Below are 13877 nucleotides of genomic sequence, written 5' to 3'. Positions count from 1 at the left end.
CCGCGCACAGCGCCCCGCCACCAAGGAGGACCTAACTATTTATCTTGACGTCGAGACAACTCTACGCGCGTTCGGCGGGCGGAGCCGCCTCGTCCCGCTCCGCCGCGCCGCGGTACTCCGCGCGCACGGCCAGGACGGTGAGCACCAGCAGCGGCGCATAGAGGGGCAGGCCGAGCACGAGCTTCCAGGTGCCCAGGGCCGTGGCGTCGCCGGCGAGGAAGAGCGGGTACTGCACCGCGAGCCGGACGAAGAACAGGGCCGCCCAGGCGAGCGTCAGCAGCGAGAAGAGCCGGCGCTTCCGGCGGTCGTTCCGCCAGGCCGTGCCGTCGCCCATCAGGTAGCCGGCCGCGACGCCGATCAGGGGCCAGCGCGCGAGCACCGACACCAGGAAGACGAGACCGTAGACGAGGTTGGTGATCAGACCGGGCACGAAGTTGTCGACCGCGCGGCCGGTGATCAGCGCGAGGGCGGCCGAGATCACGACGCCGAGCAGACCGCCGACCGCCTGGATGACCGGGGTGCGCCCGAGGATCCGCGCGACGGTGAACAGCACGGCCATCCCGACCGAGGCGACCAGCGAGAGCACGAGCTCTCCCGTGATCGTGAAGAGGAGGACGAAGGCGACCCCGGGCACGACGGCCTCGAGGATGCCGCGGACGCCGCCCATCGAGCCGAGCAGTGCGCGGCCGTCGAACGGCTCGCCGTCGGCGACGACGCCGAGTCCGGAGCGGCGGGCGGCCTTCGCGATCGCGTCGCCGACCTCCGGCTGGACAGCACGCTCGGGCCGCTCGGGCTGATCGGCGCGCTCGGGCTGCTGGTCGCCCTCGGCGCCCATCCCGCTCAGCTCGCGCTCTGCTGGGTCTGGCCGCTGTCCGGCATCTTGAGCGGGATGAGGTCGCGCGGGGGCATCGGGCCGGAGCCGCGCACCACGACGACACTGCGGAAGAGGTCCTCGACGGCGGCCGCGGCCTGCTCGTCGGTGGCCCCCGCGCCGGCGATGACGCCGCGGAGGAACCAGCGCGGACCGTCGACGCCGACGAAGCGCGCGACGCGCACGCCACCGCCGGCCAGCGGGAGCTGCGCGACGATCTCCGGGCCGAAGACGCCCTCGCGCTCCTCGGTGCTGCCGCCCTGGCGGCCGATCTGCTCCGCGATCTGCCCGCGGATCTCGTGCCAGAGGCCCGAGGAGCGCGGCGCCGCGAACGGCTGCACCTGGAGGGTGGACCCGGCGTAGTCGAGGCCGACGGCGATGACGCGCTTGGTCGCCTCCTCGACCTCGAGGCGGATGTGCATGCCCTCGCGGGGCAGCACCTTCACTCCGCCGAGGTCGATGTAGGGGCGGACCGGGTTGGCCTCGCGCTCGTCGAGCGGGCCGGCCTCGGCGCGGTCGGCGGGCGCGGACTTCTCGAAGTCCTGCGCGGCGGTCTCGACGGCCGCGTCCTCGGTGCCGGCGGGCTGGATGTCGCTCATGCGTTCTCCTCGTTGGTGCGGGCGTCTGCTGGTGCTGCGGTGGCGTAGCCGGTCGAGCCGAAGCCGCCGGTGCCGCGGACGGAGTCCGGCAGCTCCTCGACGGCGGTGAAGCGGGCCCGGACGACGGGCAGGATGACGAGCTGCGCGATCCGGTCGCCCGCGGCGATGCGGTACGGCTCGCGGGCGTCGGTGTTCAGGAGGGCCACGCGGATCTCGCCGCGGTAGCCGGCGTCGATGGTGCCGGGCGCGTTCACGATCGTGAGGCCGTGCTTGAAGGCCAGCCCGCTGCGCGGCACGACGAAGCCGACGTGGCCGTCGGGAAGGGCGATCGAGACCCCGGTGCCGACGCTCGCCCGCTCGCCGGGAGCGAGCACGAGCTCCTCCGTGGAGCGCAGATCGGCTCCGGCGTCACCGGGGTGGGCGTAGAACGGGACCTCGTCCGCGCGGATCGGGACGTCGACGGTTTCGTTCACGTGACGAGGGTAGACCAATCGTCTGATGCAATAGGGACATGCCGTCCTACCGAGAGAGGCTGTGGCCCGCGCCCTGGCTCTTCGTCTCCACCGCCCTCGTGATCCCCGCCAGCATCCTGGTCTTCGCGCCGATCAACCTGCCCGTCGGCTTCCTCGTCGCGCTGGTGCTCTACGGCGGCACCGTCGGCACGCTGCTCGCCACGTCGCCGACCATCGAGGTCGTCGACGGCGAGCTGCGGGCCGGCCGCGCGCACATCCCGCTCGAGCTGGTGGGCGACGCGGTCGCCTTCACCGGCGAGCGGGCGTTCGCTCAGCGCGGACCGCGGTTGGACGCCAGGGCGTTCCTCGTCATCCGCGGCTGGGTTCGCGACGTCGTCCGGGTCCCGATCGAGGACCCCGCCGACCCGACGCCGTACTGGCTGCTGTCGAGCAGGCGCCCCAACGACGTCGTCGCCGCGATCCGGGAGGGATCACGGCGACGGGGCGCTGGTCTTTCGGAGCCGGGAGAGGCCTAGGCGGCGCACTCCAGGCAGATCGGGCCGAGCTTCTCCTCGTGGTCGATCTGCGAGCGGTGCTTCACCAGGAAGCAGCTGACGCACGTGAACTCGTCCGCCTGCGGCGGAAGGACCACGACGTCCAGATCGAGGTCGGACAGATCGGCACCGGGCAGTTCGAATCCGCCCGGGTTGTCGGCGTCATCGACGTCGACGACACCGGACATCTTGTCGGGGACTCGCTCCTTCAGGGCCTCGATCGACTCGGAGTCGTCATCGGTCTTGCGGGGGGCGTCGTAGTCCGTAGCCATTCCCATCCACTTCTTAAATTCAGTCGTTCAACAAATCGGCGGGGACAGTGTGCATCAAGAAGTATCGATGCGCAAACCGCTTCGAACGCGTCTTGACAGCCGCTGCCGCGCCCTCCTCCGCACCAACTTTCGACCCGCCCGCGGTATTCCCGGGGAACGGCCCGTCGGCGTGCGATCCTGAGCCGGTTCGCGGCAGGCACGGGCTCGTCCGCGGCCAGAAGGAGGTCCAGCACGATGATGGAACTGAAGGTGATCGGCGTCGAGAGCGGATCGCTCGTCCTCGTCTCGGACGGCGGTGAGCGGTTCTCCGTCCGCATCGACGAGACGCTGCAGAGCCAGCTGCGCCCGCGCGTGCACTCGCTGCCCCCGCGGGAGAAGCGCGTGTCGCCCCGCGAGATCCAGTCGCACATCCGCTCGGGCCTCTCCGCCGAGGAGGTCGCCGAGCTCACCGGCGCCGACCTCGACTACGTCGCCCGCTTCGAGGGCCCGGTCACGGCCGAGCGCGAGCACATCGTCGCCTCCGCCCTGGCGGTCCGCGTCTACACCAGCGCCGACCCCGACCCGCTCGAGGAGGGCACGCCCTTCGGCGACGTCATCCGCGAGCGCCTGGGCGCCCTCGGCGCCGACGGCGAGCAGTGGTCGAGCTGGAAGGAGGAGGAGGGCTGGGTCGTCAAGCTGCTCTTCCGCTCCGACGAGATCGACCACGACGCCCGCTGGCGCTTCGACCCCAAGAAGGCGCTCCTCTCCCCCCTCACCGCCGAGGCGACCACGCTCTCCCAGCAGGGCGAGATCCGGCCGACGCTCATCCCGCGCCTGCGCGCCGTCATCCCCGCCGCGGTCGACGAGCTGGCGACCCGCTTCGACACCGACGCGTTCGCGAAGCCCGCGGAGCCGTCGCGCCCCGAGCGCCCGGGCTCCGAGCGTGCGGGCTCCGAGCGTGCGGGCTCCGAGCGCCAGGGGCCCTCGCGTCTCCCGCACTCGCGTCCCGCCGCCTCCCGGCCCTCCGACACCGAGCCGCAGCCGGCCCTCTCGGACACGCCGCGTCCGGTCTCCACGCTCCCCCGCCCGGTGACCAGCACGACCGAGCAGCGCGAGCGCAACCTCAACGACACGGCCGACCTCCTCGACGCGCTCCGGCGCCGTCGCGGCGAGCGCGACCACGCCTCCTCGGCGCGGGTCCGCGAGGAGCCGCAGCCGGAGGCGCCCGCGGTCGTCGCCCCGAAGGCCCCCGAGCCCGAGCGCCCCGCAGCACCCGCTGCCGAGCACCCCGCCGCGAGCGGACGCACCTCGATGCGCCGCGGCCGTGCCGCCATCCCCAGCTGGGACGAGATCGTCTTCGGGGCCCGCAGCGACGACTGACCGGTCGACGCCTGACCGGTCGACGACGGAGCGGGCGAGCGCGCTCCCGGGACTCAGATCCCGGAGAGCGCGCCGAAGCCGAGCAGCGGCACCTGGGTCTCCTCGGGGGTGAGCGAGCCGTGCTGACCGATCATCGACCGGCCGGAGGCGTCCTCCGCCGAGTAGTAGGCGATCGCCTTGCGGGCGGCGACGAAGACGTCGCCCATCCGCTCCGCCGCCGGAGCGCCGATCTCGCCGAACCAGCCGCTCGCCGCGACCTCGTCGCGGGTCGCGATCCAGGCGCGGGAGCCCTCCGCCTCGCTCCAGCGCGCCGCGACCACCGCGGGATCGACCCCGGCCTCGAGGTGCAGCTGCAGGCAGCGCGGCTCGCCGGCCAGGTGGCGGACACCCTCGAGCATTGCGGGCTCCCGGACGAGGACGTGCGACGAGGCGGGCACGTCCAGCACGCCATGGTCGGCGGTGACGAGCACGCCCTCGCGCCCGGAGAGTCCGCGGACGAACGCCGCGACCTCGCCGTCGAGCTGCTCCAGTGCCGTCGTCCACTCCGGCGACTCCCAGCCGCGGGCGTGCGCGGTCATGTCGAGCTCGGGGACGTAGAGGTAGACGAGCTGCCGGCCGCCGCGGTCGAGCAGATCGCGCGCCGCGGCGAAGCGCTCGGCGACTCCCCCGGCGACCCGGTACTCGGCGCCGCGCAGGATCGCGCGGGTGAGCCCCGAGTGCGCGTAGCGGGCGGCGCCGATGACGCTCGCCGCGACACCCGCCTCGACGGCCCGCTCGAAGACAGTGGGGCGCGGCTGCCACTGCTCGGGGACCATCCGGTCGTCCCAGCCGGAGAGCTGGTTCACCAGGCGGTCGTGCGCCCGGTCGAGCACGCGGTAGCCGACCATGCCGTGCTCCCCCGGGCGCCGGCCCGTGGTGAGGCTGGCGAGGGCCGCCGCGGTCGTCGTCGGGAAGCCGGAGGCGAGGGTCGTGGCCTTGGTGAGCGCGGGCGCGAGCGTGCGGGCGTGCCCGGCGCGCTGCCGCAGGTTGGCCGCCCCGAGCCCGTCGACGAGGACGACGACGATCCGCTCGACGCGCGGCGAGCCGAAGGTCCCCGGGCGGCCGAGGAGGGCGTCGAGAGCGCCGGGGAGGACGTCGGCGAGGCTCCGCCGCCCGGCGGGGACGGCCGGTAGCATGGGGGTCATCGCGCCCAGTTTCGCACGCTGCGCCCCTCCGCGGAGCGTGCCCCGCCGTGCCCGCGCCCGCTACCGAAGTGAGACATGAACGCTGCACCCCCTCCCTCCGGATCCTCCCTGACCGAGCGCATCGAGGACGTCGACGTCTCGGCCGAGATGGAGGGGTCGTTCCTCGAGTACGCCTACTCGGTGATCTACTCCCGCGCCCTGCCCGACGCCCGCGACGGCTTGAAGCCGGTGCAGCGCCGCATCCTCTACATGATGAGCGAGATGGGCCTGCGCCCCGATCGCGGCCACGTGAAGTCGGCCCGCGTCGTCGGCGAGGTGATGGGCAAGCTGCACCCGCACGGCGACGCCTCCATCTACGACTCCCTCGTGCGCCTCGCGCAGCCGTTCACGCTCCGGGTCCCGCTCGTCGACGGCCACGGCAACTTCGGCTCGCTCGACGACGGCCCCGCCGCCGCCCGCTACACCGAGGCCCGCCTCGCCGCCGCGGCGACGGCGATGACCGAGCACCTCGACGAGGACGTCGTCGACTTCGTCCCCAACTACGACAACTCGCACGACCAGCCCGAGGTGCTCCCCGCGGCGTTCCCGAACCTCCTGGTCAACGGCGCGAGCGGCATCGCGGTCGGCATGGCGACCAACATGGCCCCGCACAACCTGATCGAGGTGATCGGAGCGGCGCGGCACCTGATCGCGCACCCCGACGCCTCGCTGGACGATCTGATGTCGTTCGTCCCCGGCCCCGACTTCCCCAGCGGCGGCACGATCGTCGGGCTCGCCGGCGTCCGCGACGCCTACGCGACCGGCCGCGGCAGCTTCAAGACCCGCGCCCGCGTCTCGGTCGAGAGCATCACCGCCCGGAAGTCCGGCCTGGTCGTCACCGAGCTGCCCTACCTCGTCGGCGCCGAGAAGGTCATCGACAAGATCAAGGACGGCGTCCAGAACAAGAAGCTGAGCGGGATCGCCGACGTCACCGATCTCACCGACCGCGACAACGGCCTCCGCCTCGTGATCGGGATCAAGACCGGCTTCAGCCCGGAGGCGGTGCTGGAGCAGCTGTACCGCTACACCCCGCTCGAGGACGCCTTCTCGATCAACAACGTCGCCCTCGTCGACGGCCAGCCCCGCACGCTCGGCCTCAAGGAGCTGCTGCAGGTCTACGTCGGCCACCGCCTGACCGTGGTGACCCGCCGCTCCCGCTACCGTCTCCGCAAGCGCCAGGAGCGGCTGCACCTGGTCGAGGGACTGCTGATCGCGATCCTCGACATCGACGAGGTCATCCAGCTGATCCGCGCGAGCGACGACACCGCCGCCGCCCGGGCCCGGCTGATCGAGGTCTTCGACCTCAGCACGATCCAGGCCGACTACATCCTCGAGCTGCAGCTGCGCCGCCTGACGAGGTTCTCCCGGATCGAGCTCGAGACCGAGCGCGACACCCTGCTCGCCGAGATCGCCGAGCTCGAGGCGCTGCTGGCCAGCCGCAGCCGCCTCGAGGCACTCGTGTCCGACGAGCTCGACGACGTGGCGCAGCGTCTCGGCACGCCGCGCCGGACGCTGCTCACCGAGGCGCGTCCCTCCGTCGCCACGACCGGCCGGAAGGCCGCCGCCGTGCTCGAGATCGCCGACCTGCCCTGCCGGGTGCTGCTGAGCACCACCGGGCGGATGGTGCGCATCGACCGCGACCCGGAGGCCGCGCCGCACCCCGAGCGCGCGACCCGCCGCAGCAAGCACGACGCGGTGCTCAGCACGATCGACACCACCACGCGCGCCGAGATCGGCGCGGTGACCACCGCCGGCCGCCTGCTGCGCTTCTCCCCCGTCGACGTCCCGTCCGTCCCCTCCTCCTCGGTGCAGCTCGGCGCGGGCGTGCGGATGAGCGACTATCTGACCCACCTCGCGAAGGACGAGCGCGTCCTCGCCCTGGTCGCCCTCGACGATCCGCGCCCGATCGCGCTGGGCACCCTGCAGGGCACGGTGAAGCGCGTCGCCCCGGGCGACCTGCCCAACCGCCCGGACATCGAGCTGATCGCCCTGCGGCCGAAGGACGCGGTCGTCGGCGCCGCGCCGTCGGCCGACGAGGACGAGCTCGTCTTCGTCACCGGCGAGGCCCAGCTGCTGCGCTTCTCCGCCTCGGCGGTGCGTCCGCAGGGCCGGACCGCGGCGGGCATGGCCGGCGTCAAGATCAGCGAGACCGACGAGGTCGTCTCCTTCGCGGTCGTCCCCGAGTCCGAGCGCGACGAGACGGTCGTCGCGACCGTCGCCGTCGACAGCTGGGCCCTCACCGGCACCGACACCGGCAGCGCCAAGGTGTCGGCGTTCTCGGAGTTCCCGCCCAAGGGCCGCGCGACCGGCGGCGTCCGCGCCCAGCGCTTCCTCAAGGGCGAGACCGCCCTCGGCGTCGCCTGGGTCGGCCCCGGCCCGGCGCACGCGCTCGAGGCCGACGGCAGCGTCGCGGCGCTCCCGGACTCCGGGATGAAGCGCGACGGCTCCGGCGTCGCCCTCGCGGCCCCGGTCGCCAGCATCGGCGCGGCCCCCGAGCAGTTCTAGACCGTCGTCCCGCGCCGCCCCGGCGCGGGACGGGCCTCAGACGTCGATGCGGTCGCGCGAGAGCGTCTCGGAGCCGCGGACGATGAAGTCCTTGCGCGGCGCCACCTCGTTGCCCATCAGCAGCTCGAAGACCCGGCCCGCGTTCTCGGCGTCCGACACCTTGACCCGGCGCAGCGTCCGCCGCGAGCGGTCCATCGTCGTCAGCGCGAGCTGGTCGGCGTCCATCTCGCCGAGGCCCTTGTAGCGCTGGATCGGGTCCTGGTAGCGCCGGTTCGCCTTCGACAGACCGGCGAGGACGCCCTGCAGCTCCTTCTCGGAGTAGGTGTAGATCGTCTCGTTCGGCTTCTTGCCGGAGTTCATCACCACGACGCGGTGCAGCGGCGGCACCGCGGCGAAGACCCGGCCGGCCTCGACCAGCGGCCGCATGTAGCGGAAGAACAGCGTGAGCAGGAGCGTGCGGATGTGCGCGCCGTCGACGTCGGCGTCGCTCATCAGGATGATCTTCCCGTAGCGCGCGGCCGGCAGCTCGAAGGAGCGACCGGATCCGGCCCCGATCACCTGGATCATCGAGGCGCACTCGGTGTTCGAGAGCATGTCGGCGATACTCGCCTTCTGCACGTTGAGGATCTTGCCGCGGATCGGCAGCAGCGCCTGGTACTCGCTGTTGCGGGCGAGCTTCGCGGTGCCCAGCGCCGAGTCGCCCTCGACGATGAACAGCTCGCTGTTCTCCACGTCGTTGCTGCGGCAGTCGACGAGCTTGGCCGGCAGCGAGGAGGATTCGAGCGCGTTCTTGCGGCGCTGCGTCTCCTTGTGCGCGCGGGCCGAGATCCGCGACTTCATCTCGGCGACGAGCTTCTCGAGCAGCTGCGACATCTGCGCCTTGTCCTCGCGCTTCGTCGAGGCGAACACGGCGCCGAGGGTCGAGGTGATCGTCTGCGCGACGATCGCGCGCACGGCCGGCGTGCCGAGCACCTCCTTCGTCTGGCCCTCGAACTGCGGCTCGGGCAGGCGCACGGTCAGCACCGCGGTGAGACCAGCGAGCGCGTCGTCCTTCTCCAGCTTGTCCGAGCCGGCCTTGAGCTTGCGGGCGTTCGCCTCGACCTGCGCGCGGAGCAGCTTCAGCAGCCCCTGCTCGAAGCCGGTCTGGTGGGTGCCGCCCTTGGGCGTCGAGATGATGTTGACGAAGCTGCGCAGCACCGTCTCGTAGCCGGTGCCCCAGCGCAGCGCGATGTCGACCTCGCAGGTGCGCTCCACCTCGGTGGGAACCATCGCGCCGCCGGGGGTGAGCACCGGCACGGTCTCGGTGAAGGTGCCGCTGCCGGTGAGCCGCAGCACGTCGGTGACGGCCGCGTCCGGAGCGAGGAACTCGACGAACTCCGAGATGCCGCCGTCGTAGCGGAACATCTCAGCGCGGCGCTCCTCCTCGCGGTCGTCGACGATGTCGATCGTGAGCCCCGGCACCAGGAAGGCGGTCTGCCGGGCCCGGGTGACGAGGTCGTCGGTCTGGAAGGCGGCGCCCTTGGTGAAGATCTGCCGGTCCGCCCAGTAGCGGACCCGCGTCCCGGTGACGCCCCTCTTCACCTTGCCGACGATCTCCAGCTCGGAGCCGTTCTCGAACGGCGAGAACGGAGCGTCCGGGGTCGGCTCGCCCGAGTCCGCGAAGCGGCCGGGCTCGCCGCGATGGAAGGACATCCGGTAAGTGCGGCCGTCGCGGTCGACCTCGACGTCCAGCCGCTCCGACAGCGCGTTCACGACCGAGGCGCCCACGCCGTGCAGGCCGCCCGAGGCGGCGTAGGAGCCGGAGCCGAACTTGCCGCCCGCGTGCAGCTTGGTGAAGACGACCTCGACGCCGGTGAGCCCGGTCTTGGGCTCGATGTCGACCGGGATGCCGCGGGCGCGGTCGCGGACCTCGACGCTGCCGTCCTCGTGCAGCACCACGCTGATCTCGGTGCCGTGGCCGGCCAGGGCCTCGTCGACGGAGTTGTCGATGACCTCCCAGAGGCAGTGCATCAGCCCGCGGGAGTCCGTCGACCCGATGTACATGCCGGGACGCTTGCGCACCGCCTCGAGGCCTTCGAGGACGGAGAGGTGCCGTGCGGAGTAGTCGGTGGAGGCCATCCGATCAGTCTAGGTTCGAGGGACGACACCCCGGCCGCGGCGCGGCGGAGCGCGATCACGGTGCTCGCGGGCTGGGAAGTGCGGCGGGGGACCTACGCGCAGAGCGAAATGCCACGGGATCGACTCTGCCGGGAAACATCCGCGTGCTTTGATGGTTGGACCAAGGGAAGGACGGAGCTGAGAGGCCGAGTCCACCGAAGTCGAAGACCCGAGCGCAGGAGGCGACGTCATGTCGACCACAGCAACCCAGAACGGCGTGGACGAGCTCGCTGGATCGCAGCAGCTCTCCGCGGCAGACCGCTGCGACAGCTGCGGAGCCCAGGCCTACATCCGTGTCGTGGTGAACAGCGGCGAGCTGCTGTTCTGCGCGCACCACGGCAAGAAGTACCAGGAGAAGCTCTCCAGCATCGCCCAGAGCTGGCACGACGAGTCGGCGCGCCTCTTCGAGGAGCAGCGCCCCTAGTCAGCCCGCCCTTCGCCGGTGGGGAGCGGGACTCCCTACCGGCCGACTCCGAGCCGCTTCGCGATCACTTCGCGGGCGGCTCGAGCTGTCTCATCCGCCGCACGGATCCGCTCGTCCTGCGTCGAGTAGGCCAGACCGTGCCGCCCGGCCACCCGGGTCAGGATCGCGTCCGCGAGGGCGGGGTTCTTCGCGAGCACGGGGCCGTGGAGGTGCGTGCCGAGGAGCCGACCTGCGGCGTAGCCCTCCGCTCCCCCGCCGTCACCGGTGCCGTGCAGCACCCGGCCGAGGACGTGCGCGGGATCGATGCCCTCGAAACGGCGGGCGTGGTTCTCGAAGCCGACGAGGACGCCCGCCGCGGACTCGACGACGAGGTCGTCGGTCGTGCGCTCGGAGGTCACGGCACGACCGGGGAGGACCCCGATGCCGGCGATGACGGCCTCGGACGTCGCGAACGACTCGGCGAGGAGCTCCCAGCCCGCGCCGACGGCGACGACCTCGGTCTCGTCGCGCACCCAGCCGTGGACCGTGTCGCCGACCGCGCGGAGGAGGTCGAGCACGGCGGGCAGGTCCTCGTCCGCTCCCGTGCCGGCCACGAGCACGTCGGGCCGCTCGGCGAAGTCGGCCTCCTCGCGCAGCGGCAGGACGCGGGCGTCGAGACCGGCCCAGCCGGCGCGTGCCGCGAGGACGCGGGCGTTCGCCGCATCGCCGTTGCTGTCCAGGACGTCGGGGGCGAGCACGCCGATCAACAGGGTGGTCACGCGGTCTCCTCGCGGTTGGAGGCGAGCTGGAGGTGGGCGCGGGTGCGCCGCATCGAGTCGGCGGAGAAGACGATCGTCTTCCGCCCGTGGCTCGGAGCGGGCAGCGCGAGGAAGGCGTCGAGCGCACGACCGAGATCGTCGTCGACCGCGTCGATCGCGACCCCGTCGTAGCGCAGCTGCAGCGCGGCCTCGTGCGCCTTCGAGCCGGAGACGACCCGGACCCGCCCGAGGCGGGCGGTGTCGACCGGCCAGAAGTAGGACGGGTCACGGACGTCGGAGCCGACGGCGAGCATGATCTGCTCGGTGCCCTCGGGGATCTCCGCGATGTTGAGGCGGTAGCTCGCCGGGTTCTGCACCAGGACGAACTCGACCTCCTGGCCGCGCACCGTCACGATCTCGCCGCGCCCGAACACGGGGTCGATCGACGAGAGCGCGGAGGCGGTCGTCGCCGGGAGGAAGCGGGTGCCGAGGATCGCGCGGGCCGCGGAGACCGCCGAGGCGGCGTCGACCGCGTAGTGCACGCCGCGAGCGGGCAGGCGGACGTCGAGGACGTCGCCGTCGCTCCGGATCGTCGCGGCGGCACCGGCCGTGGTCTCGACGACGGTCGTCGCACGACCCTCCTGGCCCTCGGCGTCGGCCGCGTAGCCGAGCCCCCCGACAGCCGCATCGCGGACGGCGGACGAGGTGCCGTACCAGCGCAGTCGGTCGCTGGGCAGGCTCGTCGCGATGTCGGCGACGTGGCGGTCGTCGGCGTTGAGGACGACGGGGCCCGTGGCCCGAGTCGCGATGGTCGCCAGCATCCGGGCGACCATGGCCGGGTCGAAGAAGCGGTCGATCTGGTCGACGACCACGTTGGTGAGCAGCACGACGCGCGGGCTCATCCGCGGCGCGAGCCGGGCGCCATGGCCCTCGTCCATCTCCAGGACGGCGATGTCCGCGTCGATCCGCCCGCGGAGGTCGGTGCGCTCGAGCAGCGCGGAGGTCAGTCCCTGCGCGATGTTCGCGGTGGAGGGGTTGGTGAAGACCCGCAGCCCGTGGGCACGGAGCACCGCCACGAGCATCTTGGTCGTCGTCGACTTCCCGGCCGAGCCGGTGACGACGACGAGGCCGTCGGTGAAGCCGTCGAGCACGGTCGGGAGGAAGCCCGGCGCGAGGCGGTTCACGACGAGTCCGGGCACGGCGGAGCCTCCGCCGGGCTTGCGGACGCGCGCTGCGAACCGGGCGGCCCTCCCGAGGAGGACCGCCGGCGCGTAGCGGATCACCGGCTTACTCGAGGTAGTCGCGGAGCGACTGCGAGCGGGACGGGTGGCGGAGCTTGGCCATCGTCTTGGACTCGATCTGGCGGATGCGCTCGCGCGTCACGCCGAAGGTGTCGCCGATCTGGTCGAGCGTCTTGGGCATGCCGTCGCCCAGGCCGAAGCGCATGCGGATCACGCCGGCCTCGCGCTCGGAGAGGGAGTCGAGCAGCGACTCGAGCTGCTTCTGCAGCATCGTGAAGCCCACCGCGTCGGCCGGCACGACCGCCTCGGTGTCCTCGATGAGGTCGCCGAACTCGCTGTCGCCGTCCTCACCCAGGGGGGTGTGCAGCGAGATCGGCTCGCGACCGTACTTCTGCACCTCGATGACCTTCTCGGGGGTCATGTCGAGCTCTCGGGAGAGCTCCTCGGGCGTGGGCTCGCGGCCCAGGTCCTGCAGCATCTGGCGCTGGACGCGGGCGAGCTTGTTGATGACCTCGACCATGTGCACGGGGATGCGGATGGTGCGAGCCTGGTCGGCCATCGCGCGGGTGATCGCCTGGCGGATCCACCACGTCGCGTAGGTCGAGAACTTGAAGCCCTTGGTGTAGTCGAACTTCTCCACCGCGCGGATCAGACCGAGGTTGCCCTCCTGGATCAGGTCCAGGAACTGCATGCCGCGGCCGGTGTAGCGCTTGGCGAGGCTGACCACGAGGCGGAGGTTCGCGCCGAGCAGGTGGCTCTTGGCCCGCTGCCCGTCCTTCGCGACCCAGCGCAGCTCGCGGACGAGCTCCGGGCTGAGGTCGCTCGAGTTGGCGAGCTTGTCCTCGGCGAAGAGGCCCGCCTCGATGCGCATCGCGAGCTCGACCTCCTCGGCCGCGTTCAGGAGCGCGACCTTGCCGATCTGCTTCAGGTAGTCCTTGACCGGGTCGGCCGTGGCGCCGGTGATCGCCGTCGAGTAGACGGGGACCTCGTCGTCGTCGCCGCCGAAGGAGAGGACGAGCGCGCCGCTGGGCAGCGGCTCGGCCGGAGCGGCGGCCGCGACGACCGGCGTCTCGGTGTCGTCCTTGGCCTCGGTCTCGGTCTCCTCGACCACGACCGCGGTCTCCTCCTCGGCGTCGGCGTCGCCGTCGACGTCCTCGGGCTCGGTGGGCTCCTCCTCCGTCGCGGCGGGAGCCGCGGCCTTGGTGGTCGCGCGGGCGCGGGTGGTCTTCGCCGCCGGCTTGCGCGCGGCGGGCTTCTTGGTCGTCGTCACGTCGTCGTCGACGGCGTCGAGCGTTGCGGTCTTGGTAGCTCTGGTGGCCATGGCGGCACCTCTCCATCCGTTGCGTCCCGGCTGCGGGCGAGGCCGGGAGGCGTCGTCCGTCGGTGGGCATTACGAGGACCCATGTCAAGTCGAGGGGATCGCACGCCCGACGTGGGCGCCGTGCTCCTCGACCCGAACGGGTCCTATTGACAATTATTGCAC

The 13877-nt window shown here is 72.3% G+C and carries 13 protein-coding genes; 4 read left to right on the top strand and 9 right to left on the bottom strand.

Translation table 11 applies throughout. From position 1 onward, the window contains the following. Positions 1-61: 61 nt before the first annotated feature. From EDF45_RS15760 to dut, 3 genes are read right to left on the bottom strand one after another with little or no spacing between them, the layout of a single operon-like run. A complete protein-coding gene (locus tag EDF45_RS15760) occupies positions 62-835 on the bottom strand; it encodes a DUF3159 domain-containing protein (RefSeq protein ID WP_123736943.1) in 774 nt (257 codons plus the stop codon). 5 nt (positions 836-840) lie between these two features. After that, on the bottom strand, positions 841-1470 hold the full coding sequence (locus tag EDF45_RS15755; protein WP_123445858.1) for a DUF3710 domain-containing protein: 630 nt from the start codon (positions 1468-1470) through the stop codon (positions 841-843). Next, positions 1467-1943 carry a dUTP diphosphatase gene (dut, locus tag EDF45_RS15750; protein WP_123445857.1) on the bottom strand — a complete coding sequence of 159 codons (477 nt, stop codon included), beginning with the start codon at positions 1941-1943 and terminating at the stop codon, positions 1467-1469. The genes EDF45_RS15755 and dut overlap by 4 nt, the downstream gene beginning before the upstream one ends. A 38-nt stretch (positions 1944-1981) precedes the next feature. Here dut and EDF45_RS15745 point away from each other — a divergent pair, with 38 nt between their 5' ends. Next, positions 1982-2458: a DUF3093 domain-containing protein gene (locus EDF45_RS15745; RefSeq protein WP_123736942.1), complete on the top strand. Its 477-nt coding sequence runs from the start codon at positions 1982-1984 to the stop codon at positions 2456-2458. Here the strand turns inward: EDF45_RS15745 and EDF45_RS15740 are convergent. After that, on the bottom strand, positions 2455-2748 hold the full coding sequence (locus EDF45_RS15740; protein ID WP_055792269.1) for a DUF4193 domain-containing protein: 294 nt from the start codon (positions 2746-2748) through the stop codon (positions 2455-2457). The genes EDF45_RS15745 and EDF45_RS15740 overlap by 4 nt on opposite strands. Positions 2749-2982: 234 nt before the next feature. Here EDF45_RS15740 and sepH point away from each other — a divergent pair, with 234 nt between their 5' ends. Then, the gene (sepH, locus tag EDF45_RS15735) at positions 2983-4107 is read left to right on the top strand and encodes a septation protein SepH (RefSeq protein WP_123736941.1); all 1125 of its coding nucleotides are present in this window, start codon (positions 2983-2985) and stop codon (positions 4105-4107) included. 53 nt (positions 4108-4160) lie between these two features. Here the strand turns inward: sepH and EDF45_RS15730 are convergent, their stop codons facing one another. Continuing rightward, the gene (locus EDF45_RS15730; RefSeq protein ID WP_185020217.1) at positions 4161-5291 is read right to left on the bottom strand and encodes an alkaline phosphatase family protein; all 1131 of its coding nucleotides are present in this window, start codon (positions 5289-5291) and stop codon (positions 4161-4163) included. A gap of 75 nt (positions 5292-5366) precedes the next feature. Here EDF45_RS15730 and EDF45_RS15725 point away from each other — a divergent pair, with 75 nt between their 5' ends. Further along, a complete protein-coding gene (locus tag EDF45_RS15725) occupies positions 5367-7835 on the top strand; it encodes a DNA topoisomerase (ATP-hydrolyzing) subunit A (protein WP_123736940.1) in 2469 nt (822 codons plus the stop codon). A 36-nt stretch (positions 7836-7871) separates the two neighbouring features. Here EDF45_RS15725 and EDF45_RS15720 read toward each other — a convergent pair whose 3' ends face one another. Then, the gene (locus EDF45_RS15720) at positions 7872-9953 is read right to left on the bottom strand and encodes a type IIA DNA topoisomerase subunit B (protein ID WP_123736939.1); all 2082 of its coding nucleotides are present in this window, start codon (positions 9951-9953) and stop codon (positions 7872-7874) included. A gap of 229 nt (positions 9954-10182) precedes the next feature. Here EDF45_RS15720 and EDF45_RS15715 point away from each other — a divergent pair, with 229 nt between their 5' ends. Next, positions 10183-10416 (top strand): hypothetical protein, encoded by a 234-nt coding sequence (locus EDF45_RS15715; protein WP_123445851.1) that lies wholly within the window; start codon positions 10183-10185, stop codon positions 10414-10416. Positions 10417-10451: 35 nt separating this feature from the next. On the opposite strand, the gene EDF45_RS15710 is transcribed toward EDF45_RS15715, so the two are convergent. The 3 genes from EDF45_RS15710 to EDF45_RS15700 all read right to left on the bottom strand — a co-directional run bounded on the left by EDF45_RS15710 (position 10452) and on the right by EDF45_RS15700 (position 13715). Continuing rightward, positions 10452-11174: a cobyric acid synthase gene (locus EDF45_RS15710; RefSeq protein ID WP_123736938.1), complete on the bottom strand. Its 723-nt coding sequence runs from the start codon at positions 11172-11174 to the stop codon at positions 10452-10454. After that, positions 11171-12352 carry a Mur ligase family protein gene (locus tag EDF45_RS15705; RefSeq protein ID WP_148070837.1) on the bottom strand — a complete coding sequence of 394 codons (1182 nt, stop codon included), beginning with the start codon at positions 12350-12352 and terminating at the stop codon, positions 11171-11173. The genes EDF45_RS15710 and EDF45_RS15705 overlap by 4 nt, the downstream gene beginning before the upstream one ends. An 88-nt stretch (positions 12353-12440) precedes the next feature. Beyond that, the gene (locus EDF45_RS15700) at positions 12441-13715 is read right to left on the bottom strand and encodes an RNA polymerase sigma factor (protein ID WP_123703559.1); all 1275 of its coding nucleotides are present in this window, start codon (positions 13713-13715) and stop codon (positions 12441-12443) included. Between the last annotated feature and the right edge of the window lie 162 nt (positions 13716-13877).

The organism is Rathayibacter sp. PhB186 (genome assembly GCF_003751825.1).
Taxonomy (GTDB): Bacteria; Actinomycetota; Actinomycetes; order Actinomycetales; family Microbacteriaceae; genus Rathayibacter; species Rathayibacter festucae.
This window is presented reverse-complemented; position numbering and strand designations above follow the sequence as displayed.